Here is a 17,965-nt window from a genome sequence, read left to right as displayed (position 1 = left end):
TTATGTCTATAGACACTTTGGAAGATCTAGCAAAAGAGCTAAAAAATGATGAGAATAAAAATGTATATAAAATCTTTGATGATTTTGTAGGAAATTCAAATTTTAGTGCTGAAGAGCTAGAACAAAAATTAGCAAAAGAGTATGACTGTTTTAAATGTGACAGTTGTGAAAAGTTTTATTGTTATGATGAATACTCATTTTTTGATGAAGAGTGTATCTACTGTTTTGATAGCGAAAGCGATGATGAAGATGAGTTTTAAGAGTTAAACTCAGCTTCAAGCTCATCTTTTATAATCAAAGCATCTATCTGCCTCGATTTTATTTTTAGTTTCTTTGACTCTCCAAAACATTTAACAAAAATCTCATTATCCCTTTTTTCTAGTGTAATCTCACCAGCTCCTTGAATAATATAATCTGTAAAAATTCTATTTGCAACTCTTCTAAAACTAAATTTTTTTGGAAAAATAATAAACTTGGAAGAGGTAATAATATACCTAGACTCTGTAACAAAAGAGTCCAAAAGTTTTTCTCTTAGTTCTTCTGTAGTTTTACCTTGTATTAAATCGCATTTCAAATCTTCATGCAAAAGACAAATTCTATCACCATTTATTTTTATAAAACCAAACTCATTTGGTTTTACCTGCTCTTTATAAAATTTTTTAAAAACCTCAATATGATCAAAAGAGTTTGAAAAAACTATCAAACTCTTATTTGTCCTTGCAAATTTTGCAAAATTACAAACCATCTCTCTTTATCCTTATAAATATATAAAACATAAACTAGCAATAAGTGTAGGAACTATTGCTCCTAATGCTAAAAACCTAGGGTCTATTGAATTATCTGGAAAATGACTTTTAAGAATAGCAGCACCAGCTGGATTTGGTGCATTTGCAATAATAGTCAATCCCCCGCCAGTAACTGCTCCGGCAACCAAATAATACTTAAACTCTTCACTCAAACCTAAAACCAAAGAACCTAAATATGTAATAGCAGCATTATCTGTAAATGCTCCTAATGTTACAGCTCCTAAAAATGCTTCTGTGTTACTCATATTTGAGATAATATCTTTTAGCCACCACTCTTGCTGACCACCTAATATTACCAAACCACCTAAGAAAAATGCAACTAAAAGACCCTCTCGAAGCATCAATCTATCTTGATATTGTTGATAAGCGTAAGTAACTCCTAAAAACAACAAAAATATACTCATAAAAAATGCTGGATAGTGCCCAAAATATACTACTAAGAAAAGGAATACAAAGTGAACCAATACTATAATATATGGTATTCTCTCTCTATCACTAACTGTTGTTCTTATATTTATACTTGAAAGCTCTTTATAAAATAGAACTATAATCAATATTGTATTAATAAATGTAATAATCATAGCCTTCCAACCAAAAGTTGTAAACATAAAAAGAGTATCCCACTCCCAAGTTTTTGCAACCATAAGTATAGGAGGTGCTGCAAAATTTGTCAAGGTTCCACCTACAGAGATATTTATAAATAAAGTTCCTAATGTTACATATTTTAACTTATTTGAAATACCTTGAGAAAAAAGTTTATCACTTAAAATAAGAGCTGCAAGTGTCATAGCAGCTGGTTCTGTGATTAAAGAACCCAAAAGAGGAACTAAAAACATTACAACAAAATAAAAGGCAGTAGCTCCTTTGAGTGGTAAAATATTTGATACTTTCTTTACCAAGGATAATACTGTATTTAAAATAGGTCTTGTTGCTGCAATAACCATAATTACAAATACAAACATTGTCTCTACATAATTTCTATTATTTACATACTCCATGGTCTCATCTTTTCCCAAAAATATAAACATAAATATAACTAAAACCATAGCCCAAATACCAAATACAACCTCAATCTCTCCTAGAAGATGTAAAAGCCCAGAGTGCTTCTCACTTCTATGTGCTAAATGTTCAAAATATTTAACTGAAAAAATGTGAATAATTGCTATTACAAAAATAGTAACTGCGATAATTTGCAGTGTTGATGCTGACATATTTTTATCCTTAAAAGCAAATTTCTCCGATTTTATATAAAGTTAATTAATAATTATTAAACAAACTTATAAAATTTCTATCTTTTTCTAAAATTTAAACTTTTTAGTAAATCACCTTTTTGAATAATTTCATGTTCATTTATATCTGCTATTGTTCTTGCTACTTTTAAAACTTTATTTATACTTCTAAATGATAATGCATAGTTTACTCTAGCTTTTTCAAGTATTTCATGGCTCTCATCATCTAAAATACAATATTTTTTTATATCCTTATCACTTAATTTCCCATTTAACTCCTTTTGACCTCTATTTTTTTGTCTTTGAAATGCTTTTATTACACTTTCATGAAGTTCTTGTGAGCCTACAACATTTTTATTATCACTAAAACTATCATTCATAACAACATATAAGTCAATCCTGTCTAAAAATGGCTCACTAAGTCGATTTTTATATCTTTGGATTTCAAAATCGCTACATCTACACTCTTTCATACTTGACAGTTTATTTCCACAAGGGCATGGATTCATAGCACTTACAAAAATAAATTTTGTCTCATACAAAATCTTACTATTTACTCTTGAAATTAATATTTTATTATCTTCAAGTGGCTCTCTTAAAGCTTCTAAAATATTGCTAGGAAAGTGTGGCAACTCATCAAAGAATAGAACTCCATGATTACTTAAAGCCACTTCACCCATTTTTGCATTTGAGCTTCCACTGACATTACTAGTAAATAATGCTACTATTCGCATGATATAATCGATATTTTGAGCAATATTTTATAATATTTAATAGTACTATTTACATTAATTTATGCTACAATACTACTAATTTATATTAAATGATAGTACAAACTTATTAAGGAGATAGAATTGAGAATTTCTATGAAAAATAGAAAAATTGGATACACATACAGTAGTGTATCTGGTCATTATGCTTTTAGAAAAGAAAAAAGCATTGCTTTTGAATCTACACTAGAGAGAGATTTATTAACTATTTTAGAATTCAACTCTAGTGTTTTTGATGTAACAGAACAACCTATCACTATAGAATATATAAATAAAAATTCAAGAGAAGTAACATATACACCTGATTTTTTAGTTCTATTTAATGACCCAAATGAACTTACAAATATAACAAGCGTTAGCAGAAAGCCTTTGCTGATTGAAGTAAAACCTAGAGATATATTAATAAAGAAATGGAATATTTTAAAACCTAAATTCCAAATTGCTACAAAATATGCAAAATCAAATGATATGAAATTCAAAATATTTGATGAAACTAGAATTAGAACTCCTTATTTAAAAAGAATTCAGCTATTAAATAGATATAAAAATATGGAAACTGAATGGTGGTGGAAAGAATGGGTTTTTATTGGTTTAGAAGCACTAGGAGGTCATTCAACAATAGATGAATTGGTAGTATTTAAATTTAGAGGTGGAGTTCTAGATAGAAAACTGGCAACAGGAGTAATCTACCATTTGATTGCAAATAAAATTTTAAATGCTGATATAAGTCAAAGATTAGATTTTCAGACAAAAATATGGATTAATTATGAGCATCCTAGCTATATTAATTTTTTAGAGGAGAAATAATATGTTAAATAAAGAAACTAGTATAAAACTAGACAGAAGCAGAATCGATATAAAACCAAATTCTTATGTTCAATATAAAAAGTCTGTTTATAAAATTACTCAAATTCTAAATTTTGACGAAGTTGTTGGTACAAATACAAAGACTAAAAAAGCTGAACTTTTACCAATTAAAGATTTATCCTCAATTGAATCAGATAAAAATATAAATGCTGAATCAATATCAAAAGACATAAATAATATTGAAGATGAAGAATATTTAGAAGCTCAAAGAAGATATAAAGCAATCTTACCTCTTTTGGAAAAAAAACTATCAAGGCAAGAAGCTGTTCAATACTCAAAAAACTTAGGCATACATTTTACAACATTATATAGGTGGCAAGAGAAATACAAATCAACAGGAACAATTCTAGGTCTTATTTCAAACAAAGTTGGAGTAAGAAAAGGTTCTAAAAGATTAGATTCTGAAATTGAAATAATAATAAGAAAAATCATAGAAAACTACTATCTTACAATCCAAAAACCATCAATTCAATCAGTTGTAAATAAAGTTTTATCAGAATGTAAAAGATTAAATATTGTAGCTCCTCATTCAAATACTATTAGAAATAGAATAAATGAAGTATCAGAATATGAAAAATTATTAAAACATGGAAGTAGAGGTTTAGCTAAAACTAAATATGAACCTGCTCCAAATAAATTTGAAGCAGATTACCCTTTACAACTTATTGAAATAGACCACACTCCTTGTGATATTATTTTAGTTGATGATGAACATAGACTACCTATAGGAAGACCTTGGATTACTCTTGCAATTGACATTTATAGTAGAATGATAGTTGGTTATTATTTATCAATGAATGCACCTAGTGTGACATCTGTTGGAATGTGTGTATCAAATGCTATTTTACCTAAAGATTTATTATTAAGTAAATTTGATATTAACTCAAATTGGAATGTTTGGGGTTATCCAGAGACAATTCATGTTGATAATGGTGCAGATTTTAGGGCAGATGCAGTCAAAAGAGCTGGTTTAGCACATGGAATTAATATAGAATTTAGACCTGTAGGAAGAGCAAATTTTGGTGGACACATTGAAAGAGTAATAGGAACTTTAATGCATGAAATTCATAATTTACCAGGTACTACTTTCTCAAATATAAAACAAAGAGGAGAATACAATTCTGATGCAAATGCTAGTATGACATTTTCTGAATTTGAGAAATGGATACTTACATTTATAACTAAAATATATCACAAAAGAATTCACAGTAGCCTTTCTCTATCACCAGAACAACAATGGGAAGAAGGTCTATTTGCAGATGAGTCTGGAATAGGATTTATTCAAAAACCAAGCAATAATAGTAGTATTATTTTAGATTTTTTACCAATTTATGAAAGAACTATACAAAAAAATGGTGTTAATATTGAAGGTTTAAATTATTATGACCATGTATTAAGAACAAAGATAAATCAAATGGAAAATGGTAAGAAAAAACAATTTATATTTAAAAGAGACCCTAGGGATATTAGTTATATTTGGTTTTACGAAGAAACTACACAAGAGTATTTTAAAATAAATGTTGCAAATCAGAATATGCCATCTATGACTGCTTGGGAATTTGATTTAATAAAAACAGAATTAAAGAATAAAGGGTTAAAAAGAGTAAATCAAGATGCAATTTTAGAAGCAAGAGAAGAGCTACATAAACAAATAGAACAATCTGTAAAAAGTAGCAAAAAGGCAAGAAGAGATAGTCAAAGATTAAAAAATAAAAATATTGAATTAAAAGAACAAGAGCAAAGAATAAATCAGAATACTAGTATTAATATCAAACAGACAGAGAATAATTTTTCTAAAAATGAAAGTTTTTGGGAAGATGATATTCCAGATTTCTAAGGAGAAGCAATGAAAGAATATAAACATCTAAATCAAGAGACTATTGATATATTATTTTCAAGCAAAGATGATAAATTATTTTATTTGGAAAGCCCAATTTTTATAGATTATCCTAGAACAAAAGAACTTATGCAAATTTTTGAACAAATGATGAAAACTCCAAAAAGACCTAGAATGCCAAATTTATTATTAATTGGAGAACCAAATATAGGTAAAACATCTATTTTAAATAAGTTTTATAATAAATATAGTTCTGAAGAACTTGAAGATGAAAATGGTTATAGTATTCCTTATAGACCAGTTATTTTAGCAACAGCTCATACAAAAGCTAGTGAAAAAGATTTATATATTGCTATATTAGAAGCATTCTATACCTACCATAATCCTAATAATACATTGGCACAATTAAGACACCAGATGTTTTCACTAATGAATGAGTGTAAAGTTAATTTACTTATAATTGATGAAATTCATCATTTCTTAAATGGTACTCCAGCTCAACAAAGAGATGTTATTCAAGCTCTAAAGAATATTGGAACAAAACTTCAAATACCAATTATAGGTGTAGGAATTAAAGATGCAGCTTTAATTTTAGGAACAGACCCTCAATTAAGTAGTAGATTTGATATTATAAGGCTAGACTCATGGGAGTTAGACACTTCTTTTAGGGGACTTGTAAAAGCTTTTGAAAAATATTTACCATTGGAAAAACCATCTAATTTGGCAGAACAAGATAAATGTACACTACTTTATAATATTTCACAAGGTAATTTAGGAGATTTACATAAATTAATTGTAGCTTGTTCAAAATATGCAATAGAACATAATTTTGAAGAAATTACTATTGATATAATAAAAAAATTCAAAGATTTTAAACCAACAAGTAGATTAGTTCCTAGAGAGATTAAATTAAAATCATGAAAATACTAATTGAACCTCAAATCTACAATAATGAAATTTTAAGCTCTTGGCTTATTAGAAGCTCTATTATAAATGGTAGTGAACCTAGCAGTTGGGCTACTATGATTTTTAATGATAATAAATTTTGGAGTAAAGACCCTGATAGATTTATTGAAGATGAAGAGGTTCATAAACTTGTAAAAGGTTGTAATAAATCTTTTCAAGAATTAAAAAATATGACACTAGAACCTCTTTATAAAAAAATAATTGGTAATGATAAGCTAAATTATAAAAAGGCTTGGACTTTTATAATTAGTACGGGGCAACGAGGTACTTATAGAAGAAATGGAACATATTTTTGCCCATTATGCTTAAAAAATGAAAAAGAATTCAGCTTAAGAAGAGAATTTAGATTAGCATGGAACACTTCTTGTTCAATTCATAAAATAAATCTACTTCAAAAATGCCAAAAATGTGAGACAAACTTTACTCCATATAAAATTACATTCGATGAAGCTAAACCATTTTTATGTACTAATTGTGAATATGACTTGCGAGAATCTAATATGAAAAGAGCAAATGAAGAGGTCTATATTTTCCAAGAAAAATTAAACAATGCCATTTTTAACGAAAATATAGATAAAAAATTTCCCTTGATTGAGTTAAACCTAGAAGAACTATTTAAAACTTTAAGAATTTTACTATCTTTTTTAAGAGCTTTGATGAAAACAAACAAAAGCACAACTTTTCTAAAAAAACTAAATTTAGAACATCTTAAAAAACAACTAGAAGAGATTAAAACCTCAGATAATTTTGAAGATATGGAATTAAAAGCTAGAGAATTTTACTTACTTTTAGTTTCAAGACTATTCAGCCTAAAAATAGAAGATATAAAAAAGATTTTTGAAGAATTAGATTTTACATATAAATTAGTAGCTAAACAAAGTACTCTATCTTCAAAAACAATAGACTATATTACTAAAAATCTTAAAGTAAATTCAAAAAATAAAGATGTAGTTAGTACCAAAGAAATTACTCCAAAAAGTAAAGAAGAGGTGAAAATTTTATTAGAGGAACTAAAATCTTGTCTGTAAAATTTAGAATTTTTGCAAGAACTTGTGACTTTTGTAACAAAAATTTAACAAATTGGGATTATAGATATAAAGAAAAACATTATTGCCGAAGCTGTTATGAAAAATATTTTATTAGTAAAAAATGTATAAAGTGTAATAAAACTAAAAAAATTCATAAATACTCAGAAAACCATATATGCAAGTTTTGTGAAGTAGCTAATCTTCCCTGTAGTAGATGTGACAAAAAAGATTTTTCTATTGGAAAAATACTTAAAAATGGCGTTGTTTGTAAATCATGTGCGAAATATTATAGTAAATTAAAATGTTGCAGTAATTGTAATAAAGAAAAAATCAATGTTTCAAATCGTAAATTAAAAGATGGACATATAAAAATGTTATGTACTTCTTGTTACAATAAAACTCTTCCTATTTGTAGTTCTTGTAGCTATAGAAGAGAAGCACATAGTTATGATGACAACAAAAATGCTATATGTAAAATTTGCTATGAACAAGGCTTTAAAGAATGCAAAACATGTAATAGTTTAATACCTGCAGGTTATGGGAATATTTGTCGTAATTGCAATAATTTAAAAACTTTAAACAATAAAGTTAATAAATTATCTAAAGCATTATCTAATTATTTCAAAGATAGTTTTATAAGTTTTAGTAAGTGGCTTCTTCAAAAAAGAGATAGTAATTTCGCATCTCTTAAAATACAGCATTATTTTAAATACTTTTTTATGTTAGATGAATTAGCATTAAACCTAAAAAGAGTTCCAACTTATGATGAAATTGTATCAAATTTTACTGTTGCAACTACTAGAGAATATCTATTAGTAACTTCTTTCTTAGATGAGCAAAATATTATAAATATAAATTTAGAAGTGAAAGAAAAACAGGCAAATCTTGATATGATTAATAAATATTTAGATAATTTCCCAAAGGGTAGCAAAAATAGAATTTTAATAGAAGACTATTATAAATATTTATTAGAGAAATTAGAGCAAAATAAAACTACAATACGAAGTATAAGGTTATCTCTTACTCCTGCTATTAAATTTTTAGAATATTGTGAAAATTTTAAAAACAATAGACCATCAACTTTTTTACTCGAAGGTTATTTATGGCTTTATTCTGGTCAAAAAGCTGCAATAACTGGATTTATAAATTTTTTAAGAAATGAAAAAAAGATAGATGTTTCACTTATAAATATCAAGCCATTCAAATTCAAAAAAACATCAACTTCAAAAACAATACTAAAACAGAGATTGCTAGATTTAATGAGGCTACCAAAAATTCCACAAAACAAAGAACAATTATATTATAGAACACTTATTGGCTATCTTCATGATATTAAAGTTCCAACAAATTTATTTATAAGTATTAATAATATTAAAAGTAATGAACATAATAATAAATATATTTTAATTAATAAATATAAAATTTATATTGAATAGGAGTGATTATAATGAATATAAACAAGAATGAATTTGATACAATGCCAACCATGAAATTAAATGAGTTAAAAGAAGCAGAAAGAATTAAAATATCTTTATTGAAATATATTTATAAATCTACAAAAGGTAGATATATAGCTGTACCTGAGGTATCACTACCAAATAGTATTATAGATATATTAGTAACAAATGGAGATATTCACATATATGAGATAAAATCAAAAGCTGATTCTTTAGTTAGGCTAGAAAAACAGATAAGCGATTATAAAAAATTTGCACATAAAGTTACAGTAGTTGCAGATGAAAAGTTTATTAGCAAACTTGATACTTTAGATTTTATGGATGGAGTTGGAGTCATATCTGTTAGCAGTAGATATGGACTTACTCATATTAGAGATAGTAGAAAATTTGAAGTGGGTAAAAATTTTTATTTAGCCTATTGGAGTCCTATTGAATTAAGAGAAAGTTTAAGAGATTTTGAGCAATGGTATAAATACTCAAGTCATGAAGCATATAACAAAATTTTAGAAGTTCTAACAGAAGATGAACTTAGAAAAGTAACTTTATTTAGATTAAAAGAAAAGTATATAAGAGAACATTTAAAAAGACAAGATTATATCGAAAAAAAAGATTATGAAAGAGCTTTACTCTCAAGATTTAAAGATTTGGAAGATATGGGAATTACCCCTCTAAAATATCTTCCAGCCTATATCTTTAAAGATTTTAATTAATTTTTCATAAAATTATGAATAATAGAAAAAATATTATGTCTAAAACATAAAGTTTTTATCATCCCTGGAGTTGTAATATCTGGATAATAACTTTTTAATGAAAAATCAGCATCACATAGATTTTCATCCATAAATTTTTGACCATAATGGTCATCCAATTCACCCTCAGCTATATCTTTTAATAATTTTCTCATAGAATGCCCATATCCAACTTTTGTTTTACCAGTTTTTGTATCTTGTGAAATATCATTTTCATCCCAACCTCTTCTTACCAAGAACTTCATAGAATTATCAATACTACTCAATACCACACGAGCTGTTCCTCTTCCTCCTGAGGGCAACTCAGTTATAGTTTTCTTGTCAAATCCACAATAATCACCAAATCCTATATCTATTTTTATTCCATCATCTTGTTTTATAGAATTAAAAACTAATAATGGTTGGTTTGTACTTATTAAGTTTTTATTAGTGTCATTTTTTGATATAGAAATATCATCTGCACTAAATTGAGCACCTAAGTATATTATGTTAATAAAAGAATATTTAATTGATTCTTTAACATAATTTATTATTTCTGTTCTATTAAAATTTGTATTTAAATCTAAAATTAAATTAATATCATGAATTTTTGAAATTTCTTCAATATTTTCAAAAAAACTAGTTACTTCAGAGACCCTAATCCCAATTTCACCATATTCATTCATTAAAACTCTAACAAATGATTTCAACTTATCTATATTAGCGTTATTTTCATCCCATTTAAATACTGGAATTACATTTTCTTTGTGTATTATTTCTTTTAAGTAATTAGTCTTATGTTCAGGTTGCATAAATTTTTCAATAGGACTAGGAATAAGTGTATTCATTTTACCAAATTCTTTTTTTTCTTGTTTTCTAATTAATTTTGCTTTATCTCTCTCTTCTTTATTAGTTATTTCTTTCATAGATGAAATATCTAATAAATGTTTATATCCTACAATAAGCTCGTCATTTAAATAAGATAAAAATTTATCCTCAGTTTCTATATCTATTAAGGGTATGACATTTTTATTAATTTGCCCATAAAGAACAGCAGATGTGGTATTAGTATATGAAAGTGCTGGAACATACAATGATATTTCTAATTCTTGCTTCATATTGATAAATTCTTGTTTAGTATCAATAAATATCTCAAAATTGTATATATCATCAGTATCATACTCTGTTTCTATAACAACATATGTTCCAAGATTTGATGAGTTTATTTCTATAGTATAAATAATATCATTATATTCAAAACTATTAGTTTCCCTCACTAAGCTTTCTTTAGCTTTTTCTGCAACATTTGGTGCAGGTATATCAAAAGAATCAATTCCCACACCATTTAACATAATAATTACTTTAGATTCCCCAAAAGCTATAGTAGGTGAATTAAACTCGATATAACTCATATATTAACTCCCATTTTTTTTAATCTATATTTCATAGCTAAATTAGACACAGCAAAGATTGATGCCAATTTTTCAACAATTTCATCTTTACTCAAATTAGGGTTTTCTTGTAATGTTTTTTTTGTTTCTTCTATAATCATAGATGACGGCATAAGTAATTGTGATGCAAAGTTATTTGCCTCCATTTCTATATGATTCCAGTTATCATCTCTATTGTAACTTACTTCATTATCTTCTATGCTTATATCTTTCCCTAAATTATTATCGGGGGCTATATGCAACATAAAATGTCCTAACTCATGAGCCAAAGTAAATCTTATTCTTTCTTCAAATTGTGTTTTCATTGGATTTATCCAAATTTCTGGTTCTTGATTTTTTACAGTTATCATTCCATCTAATTTTATTTTTTTAAAATTAGGATTTTTACTTAATTTAATATTAAGATATTTTATAATTCCTTCAATATCTATTGGAAGTTTTAAACTAAAATCTGATTGACTTCCTAAATATTTTAATAAATCATAGGCTGAAGTTGTTTTATTTAAAAAAGTAGTATATTTCTTTTCCATTATTTTTTACCTCCAATTAATTCATTTAACTCATTTGCTTTTGGTAAATCTTGTATCTTTTTATCAATAATTGATATAACACTTTTTTGAATATTTTCAATTTCATCATTCAATTTCTTAGTTGTATTTTCAATTTCATTAGTAAAATCATCTCTTTGTGCTTTTGTCAGCTCTTCTATATGCTTTCCTAGTGTCTTTTTTACGTTTGCTTGTTCTATTATTTCTTTAAATACTCCATCTTGCAAATTCTTATTAGTTAATAATGATTCAACAATTTCCTTAATGTTATCCCTTATTATATCTATCTTTTTTTCAGATACAGTTTTTGCAAACCAAATACTGGCAAGTGTTATTACAAGAGTAACACCAACTAGGATAAAAGTAACAAATACCATAAATGTATTTGCTAAAGAAACACTATCCATAGGATTAATAGTTGTTGCTATCCCAACATAATTTTCAATAAATATTATAGAAAAAAATACACATATGAATGTTATTACAAGTTGTACAAAGAACAGTAATAAATATTTTAAAACTCTCATATCTTAATTAACCTTTTAAATCTACATATTCTAAAAATAATTTTAAAATCAATAAATACCTTCTTGCACTACAATTATTAAATCACAAAGTATTGAAAGTGAACAATAGAATATATTATACCTAATTAAATAGCTCATATTCATAAACTGTAATCTATATCATTAATTGCTTTCAAAGTATCTTCTATACTCATAACATAACAAGGACCATCAAACTTTTTATATTTATACAAACTTAAACTATCACTTTCTACCCGTAGTGAATACGAACCTATACATTGAGTGCCTTCACCTTTAAGTAAAAGTTCTTTTAATTTTATAATATTTTGACGATTAAGTATAAGTACTTGGTTATACCCTTGTTATGTAGGTACTTCTATCTTATATTTGTGATTCATATTGTATTCCTAATTAATTAGTATGAAGAATTTTATCATAAAAACTTAAGCTATCCTATAGTAAAAATGACATTTCTGATAATATCTACATAAAACTAGTGTTAAATTTTACATAAATTAGTATCAAATACTATATATTATCTTTAATTATTGTATATCATATAAGCTGATAAATATTATTAACATAGATTAATAACTTTGTTTAAAATATATTTAACTAAATTGTTAAAGTAAAATTATTAATTTTTAAAATTCTTACATCGAGTTCAAAAAGAATTTTTGTAAGTTTTATATTAAAATTATAATAGTTTAAATTACTATAATTAATCTATCTATATTAAAATACCATATTTTGAAATTAAAAAATTATCAATTTTATCTTTAGAATTTTGTTTTAATAAAAAAACTTTTTCATCATCAGTAAGTTCACAAATTCCAAAGTCTTTGACATAATTTTTAGCTAATGCAAAATACTTAGATGAATATGGTTTACTTGTGTGTTCAATATAGTACCAGAAAACTTTAGATTTTAGAATCTTTTCAATAATCTTCAATTCTATTTCTGATTCTCCATATATTGCATAACCAGCATAGAACATTAAATTTTCGTCGTTTGTATATACAAAATAAGGTTTATTTGACATATATGGGAATAATAATTTTTTGCCGTAATCATTTATAGATTGACTTCTCCCGAATTCAAACCATTTGTATTTTTTATCTTTATTCTTATCTCTTTGTAAAAGCAAATCTTTATGCTTTAATAAATATTTATATGTATATGGATATGTACTTTCTAAGAAAGACTCATCTATAACAGAAGCAAACCTATTTTTAACATTATATGGAAAAATTATCTTTTCAGTTAATTTTTCTATCTCTTCAGAAGTTTTCAACTTATTTGGCTTGATAATATCTCTACAAATAGCTCTTTCAATCTTATATTCTTCGTTATTATATTCCATATAAAAATACTTTTTATCCTCTTTATAAGGTTTAAAAATATATAAGCTATTTTGTAATGTAGCTATACCATTTTTTATTAAGTTTTTTCTACCTAGAGGAATACCTGTATTTTCAATAATATTAATATTCTTAAAAATATTTTCATCGGCAAGTAACCAACCTTTATGGTCATCTAAAATATTATAATCGATTTCTGTAAAATTAAACTTCCTAGAAAACTTTATACTATCAGGTGATATTTTTGCATAAGTAATGTATTCTGATATATTCTTTTGAATTAAAACTATACAAGTGTATGTCATTTTATTATCAAATATTTGATAACTTCCAAAATCTAAAATACTTAATTTAAGTGATTCTTTATTTAAAAACTTTCTTAGCTCTCTTGCATTGACACTTTTTTTAAATGTATTAATCGTTATATATCCAAGATAACCATTTTCTTTTAAATATTTTATACCTATTTCAAAAAAAGGAATATATAAATCAGGATTACCTGAGTTTGCAACCTTCCAATTTTTAAGAAGACTTTTGCTCCCATTATCTAAGTTTTTTGTTCTAACATAAGGTGGATTTCCCACTATTGAATCAAATCCATTAAATCCTATATATTTTTCATTCCAATCGAAACTTAACGCATTTCCAGAAAACAAATTAAATTCAAATTGTTCTATATCTTCACCCAAAGTAATTGCATATAAAGTAAGTAATATTTTTGTTCTCTCAATAGCATATTCAGCTATATCTAAACCAAAAATATTTTTTTTATAAATATCAAACAAACTAGATTTTGTTTTTTCTTTTAAATACTTAGCTACTGTATATAAAAATGCTCCAGAGCCACATGCAATATCAGCAATTTTAATTCTTTCATTAATATCTAGCTTATTTACTGAATTATTAATTATATAATCCCTAATATATTTTGGAGTATAAATTGCACCATTTACTACAATATCACTTGAAGGAATTGTTATTTCAAATAAATTTATTACATCCTCAAAACTAAATATTTCAGAATGATTATAAATTAACTTTAAAAAATTATCAATTTCTTTTTTATCATTACCACTTAAAAGTTCGAGAATATGTTTATTCTTGATTGCTTTTAAGTTATTAAATTCTAGATATGCTGAAACAATCAATTTATTAACTATATTTAAATCATTAGAATAATTTTTTAAATATTCTTTAATTTGCTTATTCATAAAATATTGTCCAAAATATCATTACGATTTATATTTCTACCAAGTCTATTAAAATATTCTTCTTGTTCTTTTGTTAATTTATAGGCTTGTGCTGTTAAACTATCTAATTTATCCCATAGATTTGATAATTCTTGTTTTATCTTTTTTTGCTTAAGAGGTGGAGAATATATATATTCATTTTGTTTTTCTTCTATATTAATTCCAACACTAGCTAGTTCTTTAACAAATGGGTGATTGTTTTCAAAAATATATGCTGGAAATAAAACAGGTTCAATATATTGTTTATTTAATTTATAGTAACCATTTTGTTGTTTATTTGCTATTGCTCTTGCTAATACAGAAAAAATAGTTGAATTAAAAATTGATGCAACAGCATATAAATTTTCTTTAGATTTATTAGGAATATCTGTATAATTTACATTAGAATTATCACAATAATAAAAATCATTCAATGTAACACTTGCATAGACATCATTTGCTGTCATGGGAATTAATACTTTTGGATAGTTTCTTTCCAAATGGCTTTCTCTCGTGTATAAATGCCATTTTTGAGAATCATTTGGATTATATTTATTATCTTTTATATTATCTTGAATAGTTTTTTTATGCTTTGTTAGATATTCTCCAGCTAATGGAAATCTGTTACAAAAATCATCAAACAATATTGGATTTTTTTTACCATTATATATATCATAAGGAAATATAGCATAAGTATCATTTACCTCTTTTCTGAAAGAATAGAATTTTTCATTAGGAACTAAAGAACGACAAGCATCTATTTCTATTATTATATTATCATCTAAACCACTTTTAGCTCTTATTAACTTTTTTTCATTATCAATGCTTAACACCTTAAGATGATATGCTTTTACCCAAAGAACTTGAATACCAACTCTAATTTCTGCAAATTTTCCAAAAGGAACATTATGTACTGATAGAGTGTCTTTCATGGCTAATAATTCAGGATTTTCGAATATCCAAGGCTCTTTATTTATATTTGAAGAATTAACGGAACTATACATAGTTTCATCATCTTTTGATGATGGTAATTTTTGAAGAAACGAAGGTAAGCTATAAATGTTTTCTTTAATTGTACTATAAAATATTTTATCTGTACTTTTTTTATCAAGTATTAAATGCGATATATAGGTTATTCTATCCCTAAAAATATTGTTCACATCAAATGTAATTACTTCTGATAAAAGTCTTCTTGATGAAATAAGTTGCCTTATACCCTCCCCATATTCATTTTTAAAAAATCTATTTTGAATTATTAGACCCATCTTACCATTGGAATTTAATAAATCTATTCCTCTTTCAATAAATGGAATCAACAAATCTATTTTACCTTTATTAGCTGAAGAATATCTCTTTTTTAGATAATTGTGCATTATACTAGTGTAATTCGTCATGTGTTTTGCTTCAACATACGGTGGATTTCCTATAATATAGTCAAAACCTTTTTTTGAGCTAAAAATATCCTCAAATCCGTCTTTCCACCAATTAAATATATTTAAAGAAGAATATTGTTTTTCATTTGTTTGTTCCTTAATTTCAGGACAAAGTTCTATAATATCCTCTGAAACTAAAGTGTTCCCATATTCTATATTATGACCAATTTTATTTAAAATTTGATGACCATACACACCTAAATTAGAATAATCTTCATAATCTAGTAAATCATCAATAATTTTTAATGCTAAAGACATTCTTGCTACTTCAACCGCTTCTGCATCAATATCAATACCATGAATACAACCTGATATTAACCTTCTTTTTCCTTCTATAGTCATTACTGTATGTTCATTTTTAGTATGAAAATATTCTTTGTATTTTTCATTATCATCATCAATTAAGTATTTTTCTATTAAAATTGATTGCAAGTAATCAAATAATTCAACAATAAATGCACCACTCCCACATGCAAAATCTAATACTTTTAAATCCCAAATTTCGTTCAGATTATATTTTAGAATTTCTGACTTTATAATTGTTCTTTTAATTAAATCTTTAACCAAAAATTGTGGAGTACTAACAACTCCATTTGTTTTAGAATACTCTGGTTTAATCTCTTCGATTAAAATACCATCTTTAAACTCTAATCTTTTTGCTAAAAATATTTCGTATATATTACTAAATAATGTTGTTGGAATAACATCAAATTTATATGGAGATGGATAATAAAATAAATATAATAGTTCTTCAAAAACTTCATCTGGAATAATTAATTTTTGCAATCTAATATCCCTTGCAAAAAGTGGACCATCATAATGTTCAAAAAAATCATAATAAGATGAATGCTTAAAACTTTCCCAAAATCCTTTTTCCTTAAATTCAAGTAGTAAGCCATCTTTTTCTATATTTCTTGCTTCACAAATTCTAATAAAAACAATTCTGTTTATAGTCATCTGTACTATATAAGATAACAATTCAATATTATTATTTATAATTTTTGAATTATTACTTATAATTGCATTTCCTAAATTTAACCTAAATTTCGATAGATTATTAGCAAATGCTACATCTGTAGGAATTTTAGTGAGATTTACTAAATTGTCAGAGTATAACCTTTCTAGTATTCCTGATGAAATTTTTTCTTTATGTAAATGGTTATCTAATATTTCAAAATTATCTAAATACTCATCTATACTTAAATATATTCTTCCAAAAGTAACTTCTTGTTCTCTAGATGGTTGATAACTAGTATCATAAATTACAAATTCATCAAAATTTGTAATGAAAGAACAAGGAGCAGAAATCGACCATCCATATGATTTTATTTGAAATGCTGATTTTTTACATTCCTTTAAATTTACATCAACATTTTTAGTATCTAAAAATGTTTTTACATTACCATTTAATATAAATTTATAGTCTGGTCTATTTGAGGTAGAATTAATTCTTATTAATTTGTCTTTCTCGATTAAAGATAATTGTTTTTCTTGTATAATTGATGATGTATCTTTAGTATCCCATCCAAAAATTTTTAAGAAATCATCTATCCATGACCTAATAGTCTGTTCTGAAATGTTTTTAATATCTGTATCTGCTCGTATTTTCTTATAATCATCAATAAGAGTTTTAAGAGCATTTTTTCTAATTTGCATGATTGTTCAGATTCCATTTAAATTTTAATTTTTTTAATAATATGATATTATTGTTCATAATATACAACTAAT

At 25.5% G+C, this 17,965-nt stretch carries 15 protein-coding genes; 7 read left to right on the top strand and 8 right to left on the bottom strand.

Features of this window, described 5'->3' with window-relative positions; translation table 11 throughout:
- Positions 1-2 precede the first annotated feature (2 nt).
- Positions 3-260 (top strand): hypothetical protein, encoded by a 258-nt coding sequence (locus ATR_RS03005; protein ID WP_115428010.1) that lies wholly within the window; start codon positions 3-5, stop codon positions 258-260.
- Here ATR_RS03005 and ATR_RS03000 read toward each other — a convergent pair.
- The 3 genes from ATR_RS03000 to ATR_RS02990 all read right to left on the bottom strand — a co-directional run bounded on the left by ATR_RS03000 (position 257) and on the right by ATR_RS02990 (position 2,769).
- Positions 257-745: a hypothetical protein gene (locus tag ATR_RS03000; RefSeq protein WP_115428009.1), complete on the bottom strand. Its 489-nt coding sequence runs from the start codon at positions 743-745 to the stop codon at positions 257-259. The two genes, ATR_RS03005 and ATR_RS03000, sit on opposite strands and share 4 nt — an antisense overlap.
- Positions 746-757: 12 nt before the next feature.
- The gene (locus tag ATR_RS02995) at positions 758-2,017 is read right to left on the bottom strand and encodes a putative Na+/H+ antiporter (protein WP_115428008.1); all 1,260 of its coding nucleotides are present in this window, start codon (positions 2,015-2,017) and stop codon (positions 758-760) included.
- 77 nt (positions 2,018-2,094) lie between these two features.
- Positions 2,095-2,769, bottom strand: a complete 675-nt coding sequence (locus ATR_RS02990; protein WP_115428007.1) for an ATP-binding protein — start codon at positions 2,767-2,769, stop codon at positions 2,095-2,097.
- Between the two features lie 120 nt (positions 2,770-2,889).
- Here ATR_RS02990 and ATR_RS02985 point away from each other — a divergent pair, with 120 nt between their 5' ends.
- From ATR_RS02985 to ATR_RS02960, 6 genes are read left to right on the top strand one after another with little or no spacing between them, the layout of a single operon-like run.
- The gene (locus ATR_RS02985) at positions 2,890-3,612 is read left to right on the top strand and encodes a TnsA endonuclease N-terminal domain-containing protein (protein ID WP_115428006.1); all 723 of its coding nucleotides are present in this window, start codon (positions 2,890-2,892) and stop codon (positions 3,610-3,612) included.
- Position 3,613: 1 nt separating this feature from the next.
- A complete protein-coding gene (locus ATR_RS02980; protein ID WP_115428005.1) occupies positions 3,614-5,509 on the top strand; it encodes a Mu transposase C-terminal domain-containing protein in 1,896 nt (631 codons plus the stop codon).
- A 9-nt stretch (positions 5,510-5,518) separates the two neighbouring features.
- Positions 5,519-6,430, top strand: coding sequence for a TniB family NTP-binding protein (locus tag ATR_RS02975; RefSeq protein WP_115428004.1), 912 nt, complete (start codon positions 5,519-5,521; stop codon positions 6,428-6,430).
- Positions 6,427-7,503, top strand: a complete 1,077-nt coding sequence (locus tag ATR_RS02970) for a TniQ family protein (RefSeq protein WP_115428003.1) — start codon at positions 6,427-6,429, stop codon at positions 7,501-7,503. The genes ATR_RS02975 and ATR_RS02970 overlap by 4 nt, the downstream gene beginning before the upstream one ends.
- Positions 7,494-8,939 carry a hypothetical protein gene (locus ATR_RS02965; RefSeq protein ID WP_115428002.1) on the top strand — a complete coding sequence of 482 codons (1,446 nt, stop codon included), beginning with the start codon at positions 7,494-7,496 and terminating at the stop codon, positions 8,937-8,939. Before ATR_RS02970 ends, ATR_RS02965 begins: the two co-directional genes overlap by 10 nt.
- A gap of 11 nt (positions 8,940-8,950) precedes the next feature.
- On the top strand, positions 8,951-9,670 hold the full coding sequence (locus ATR_RS02960) for a sce7726 family protein (RefSeq protein ID WP_115428001.1): 720 nt from the start codon (positions 8,951-8,953) through the stop codon (positions 9,668-9,670).
- Here ATR_RS02960 and ATR_RS02955 read toward each other — a convergent pair.
- The 5 genes from ATR_RS02955 to ATR_RS02935 all read right to left on the bottom strand — a co-directional run bounded on the left by ATR_RS02955 (position 9,667) and on the right by ATR_RS02935 (position 17,893).
- Positions 9,667-11,100: a hypothetical protein gene (locus ATR_RS02955; RefSeq protein ID WP_115428000.1), complete on the bottom strand. Its 1,434-nt coding sequence runs from the start codon at positions 11,098-11,100 to the stop codon at positions 9,667-9,669. The two genes, ATR_RS02960 and ATR_RS02955, sit on opposite strands and share 4 nt — an antisense overlap.
- Entirely contained in the window at positions 11,097-11,669 is a 573-nt protein-coding gene (locus ATR_RS02950; RefSeq protein ID WP_115427999.1) for an ImmA/IrrE family metallo-endopeptidase, read from the bottom strand. The genes ATR_RS02955 and ATR_RS02950 overlap by 4 nt, the downstream gene beginning before the upstream one ends.
- A complete protein-coding gene (locus ATR_RS02945) occupies positions 11,669-12,214 on the bottom strand; it encodes a hypothetical protein (RefSeq protein WP_115427998.1) in 546 nt (181 codons plus the stop codon). Before ATR_RS02945 ends, ATR_RS02950 begins: the two co-directional genes overlap by 1 nt.
- A gap of 730 nt (positions 12,215-12,944) precedes the next feature.
- Positions 12,945-14,786: an Eco57I restriction-modification methylase domain-containing protein gene (locus ATR_RS02940; protein WP_115427997.1), complete on the bottom strand. Its 1,842-nt coding sequence runs from the start codon at positions 14,784-14,786 to the stop codon at positions 12,945-12,947.
- Complete coding sequence (locus tag ATR_RS02935; protein WP_115427996.1) at positions 14,783-17,893, bottom strand: Eco57I restriction-modification methylase domain-containing protein; 3,111 nt, start codon at positions 17,891-17,893, stop codon at positions 14,783-14,785. The genes ATR_RS02940 and ATR_RS02935 overlap by 4 nt, the downstream gene beginning before the upstream one ends.
- Positions 17,894-17,965 lie beyond the last annotated feature (72 nt).

The sequence above is a fragment of the Aliarcobacter trophiarum LMG 25534 genome (genome assembly GCF_003355515.1).
Lineage (GTDB): Bacteria > Campylobacterota > Campylobacteria > Campylobacterales > Arcobacteraceae > Aliarcobacter > Aliarcobacter trophiarum.
The sequence above is the reverse complement of the archived record's forward strand: the minus strand, read 5'-3'. Positions and strand labels throughout refer to the sequence as shown.